This is a genomic window from Flavobacterium sp. RHBU_3, from assembly GCF_046613565.1.
Taxonomy (GTDB): domain Bacteria; phylum Bacteroidota; class Bacteroidia; order Flavobacteriales; family Flavobacteriaceae; genus Flavobacterium.
Window position 1 is genome coordinate 1 of the sequence record NZ_JBKJHC010000027.1, and the last position, 4266, is coordinate 4266.

The 4266-nt window shown below is 44.3% G+C and carries 1 protein-coding gene; it reads right to left on the reverse strand.

Features of this window, described 5'->3' with window-relative positions:
- Window positions 1-3651, reverse strand: a 3651-nt coding sequence (locus ACLI1A_RS19475; protein ID WP_411410370.1) for a fibronectin type III domain-containing protein, incomplete at its 3' end; no start/stop codon positions are given.
- Window positions 3652-4266: the final 615 nt, after the last annotated feature.

Here is a 4266-nt window from a genome sequence, read left to right on the forward strand (position 1 = left end):
TGTAGCGCCTGCACCAAGGGTTAGGTTGTGTGCATAAGCCACGCCCGAAGCAATAACAGGGTTATTAGCAGTATCGGCTATAACAACATCATCTGCACTTGTAGGCACTACACTGCCACACCAGTTAGCAGCATCGGTCCAGGTGGTGCTTACAGTACCCGTCCAGTTGTAGCAAACAGGAGCAGCAAAGCTCCAGCTAAGCACAAAAGTACCCGCTGCGCTGGCATAACCATCTTCTATCCAGTACAATGTTTGGCTGGTGCCGGTAGTATTTGTCCAATTTACAACTGTTTCATCCGGGTCATCAAAGCAGGTTATTTGGGTAAGCGCATTACAGCTACCATAGAATACCGAAACTGTAGAATCAAAATTATTGGTTTGCGACATAGTTATGGTATATCCTGCCGGAACTGTTACCGAAAGATACATATCTGGTGCAGTAGACATATATGGGCACGATGGCGTAAAATTATTGTTTAGTCCCGTGGTTATATTACTATACGGACTGGTTTGCGCATCGAGGCTTATAGCCGACTGGCAGGTATCACCCAGTATATAAGAAAATGCCTGCGAGGCTACCCAGTCGCCATAGCTGCCACTACCACAATCTGTTCTTACAAAAAAGTAATAGTTTACACCGGCAGTAATGCCTGTATAGGTTGTTGTTGTACCTGTAACTGGTGTGCCGCTACCTGTAGGCATAGATGAAGAAGTACTTACTGTATATTCATACCCCACAGGTGCATCGCCATACTCGGGTGCCATCCAGCTAAACAGGGCAGTACCATCGGCATATCCCACGCCGGTAAGCGCTGATGGGGTAAAGCACGACGGCGCTTCAGTTACTATAAGGGTATAGTCCTCAAATGAACCGTATGACCCTATATAACAAGCATCATATGGACCTGAATCTTCATCAGTACCACCTATCCTTAAACGGTGCGCACCCAGTGATGCATCTATTGGCACAGTAATGGTTCCGTATAGTGTAGATGGATTTGTCCAGGCCGAAAGCGCGTAATACATCTGCTCACCATCGTCGTCAAAATCGTAATCGTTGTTCCAGTCTATCCATATCTTAGTACCATAGGTATATCCTGTACCATAAGTAATACTGAAGTTTTTTGTAACACCCTGACTTATTTCAGCAGAAAGTGAGGTATAATCTCCATAATAACCGCTTTCACTACCGGTAGTATTGTTTATAGCATCCAGGGTAAAGTTAGTAATACCTATACCGTCCTGGCTGTATGGCTGCGGTGTACAGTAGGTTAGCGACTCAGATACTGATACCCAGTCGCTGCTATTATCGTTATCACAATTTGTTTTTACCCAAAAATAATAGGTACCGCCCGGTGTAAGCCCGCTAATGTTTATAGATGTATCGGTTGTAATATCAGTTATAGCAGTTTCTACATCATTGGTGTCAGAATAAGCATACGTATATGATGCTACAGTACCGGCTGGTGCCGCCCATGAAAGAGTTACCGTATCAGATGATGAAGGGCTTGACGACAAATTGGAAACTGGCTGACACGACAGTGTATTAAAGTTTACACTTACCCAGGCACCCCAGGTGCCACTACAAAATGTACGTACATATGCAGTATAATTGCTGGATGGAGACAGTGGGAAGTAATTACTGGCACTTGTAGTTGTAGTTATAGGCCCATCTGAAGGAGGGCCATCGTTTGCTACAAAATAATACTGGTAAAACTGTACCGTGTTTCCTCCGGTTACAGCATCCCAGCTAATGGTGGCCCCAGATGAAGATACATCGGTTACGGCAAGGTTTGTTACCGGCGCACAGCCCGTTGTAGTAAAGGTACTGCCCACCCATTCGCCCCATGTACCGCTACAAAATGTGCGTACATATGCGGTATACGTAGTACCCGGTATAAGGGTTTCATAACTACTACCCGTAGTAGCTCCTGTAATTGGGCCGGCGGTAGCAGCAGCTGTTCCTAATACAAAAGTGTACTGGTAAAACTGTACCGTGTTTCCTGTGGTTACGGCATCCCAGCTAATGTTAGCTACTGTATTTGTGATTCCCGAAACCGTAACACCAGTAACAGTATTACAGGTCCATGGTTCTATAAGAATATCGTCTACAAGCAGGTTACCCTGATCGGCTTCAGAAATGGCATGGAAACCAAAATAATAATTGCCCGATGAACCTAAGTATACAGGACCAACCGATGCAGTTGCAGCACTGGCGCCTGTAATGCTGTTAAGGGTAGTAATGTTGCCTGTCATAGAACCGGCATCGGCACCTTGGCCGAATGCTACTTGTAGCTGGCCTGTGGCCGAGGCATTATCATTTCCATACTTAAACGTAATTTTATATCCCTGACCTTCGGTATGCTGTATGCTTTTTGTAAAGAACCAGGCATCGGCAGTTTCCGACGTTCCTGTGTATTGAAGGGCATTATCATCAAAACCATAACCCGGTACCGAAACGGTAGTCCAACCTCCATTGGCAGCAGTACAAAGTGGCAGGCCCGGAGTATTTACCGATTCAAAATCGATGCTGTATGGTACCGCTTCAGGGTCGCACGACAGGGTAGAAAAGTTAACCGAAACCCAATCTCCCCACACGCCGCCACTACAAAATGTACGTACAAAAGCAGTATAGTTTGTGCCTGGAGTAAGCGGCATAAAGGTAGTACTGGAACCGCTGTTAGTTGTAGTCGTAGGACCTGAGTTAGGTTCGTTTCCTTCCTCAGCAAAATAATACTGATAAAAGTACACCGTTGTACCACCTGTTACAGCATCCCAACTGATGTTAGCACTTGTAGGGGTTATATCTGAAACGGTAAGATTAGTTACCGGTGCACAACCGGTTGTGGTAAAGGTAGTTCCTACCCAGTCGCCCCAGGTGCCGCTGCAAAATGTGCGCACATATGCAGTATATGTAGTACCCGGTATAAGTGGCATATAGCTGCTGCCTGTGGTAGCTCCTGTTGTAGGGCCCGCAACCGCAACACCCGTACCCGACACAAAACAGTACTGGTAAAACTGCACCGTGTTGCCGGTTGTTACAGCATCCCAACTTATACCTGCCGAAGTATTTGTAATATCGGTTACGGTAAGACCGGTTACGTTGTTACAAACCCATGGTTCTATGACAATATCATCTACAAGCAGGTTACCCTGACCCACCGCCGACGTGGCATGGAAACCAAAATAATACGTACCCGATGCGCCTATGTATACAGGGCCATATGAGGCTGTTGCGGCACTGGCACCGGTAATACTGCTTAGTGTAGTAACTGTAGATGTCATAGCACCGGCATTGGCACCCTGTCCATAGGCTACCTGTAACTGACCTGTAGCCGAAGCCGTATCGTTACCGTACTTAAATGAAATTTTATACGCCTGCCCGGCCGTTAACTGTACACCTTTGGTAAAAAACCAGTCATCAGCTGTTTCTGAGGTACCTGTATATTGCAGGGTATTGTTGTCAAAGCCATACCCTGGGGCGGCAATAGTGGTCCATCCGGCATCACCTGTAGTACACTCCGGGAGCGACGGCAGGGAGGCCGATTCAAAATCTAAATAATAGGGCGGTGAACCGGGGGAACAGTCCTGCGCCCTCACACCTGCACAAAAAGCAAGCATGAATAACAAAGCAGTAGTAAATTTTTTCATTATTATGATTTTATTTAACAGAAAGAATGTTTTTTCTTCGACGGCAATGTTAAATAAAATACAAAAGAAGCGTTAAAAATAGGGGTTTTAAATAAAGCGACACTAACACTAATTTACGTGACTAAAATTTCATAAAAGCCTGATTTATTTGTGTTTAAGAACCTAAAACACTACTTTTTTTCCAAGTATATGCAACCTTTAATTTTAACAGTTATTTTTTTATTCAGGAGCCTAAAATAACGTGAAATTCAAAAAGACAAAATAAGTCTCATTTTCAATACATTACGAAATCGGTTGAGCGATTTTTGTGACAGTAAGTGACATTTCAGGCAAGTTTATATTGCCTAGCATATAAATCCTGCAACTGGGATTTATGGCCAAAAAACTGCAATTGTACCTACTACAATCAATCAAAGCATATAAATCTGCTTGATGTTACCATAAAAAAGCCCCATGCAGGGCATGGGGCTTCTTTTTTGGGTATGTTATTTTAATAGCAACCGTTAGTAAACGATACGCTTGCTTACTTTACCATTCACGGTATCTACCTCTATAATAAGCACCTGCTGCTCTGCAGTAAGGTTGCTTATTTTTAGTGAGGTATTGTTAACACCG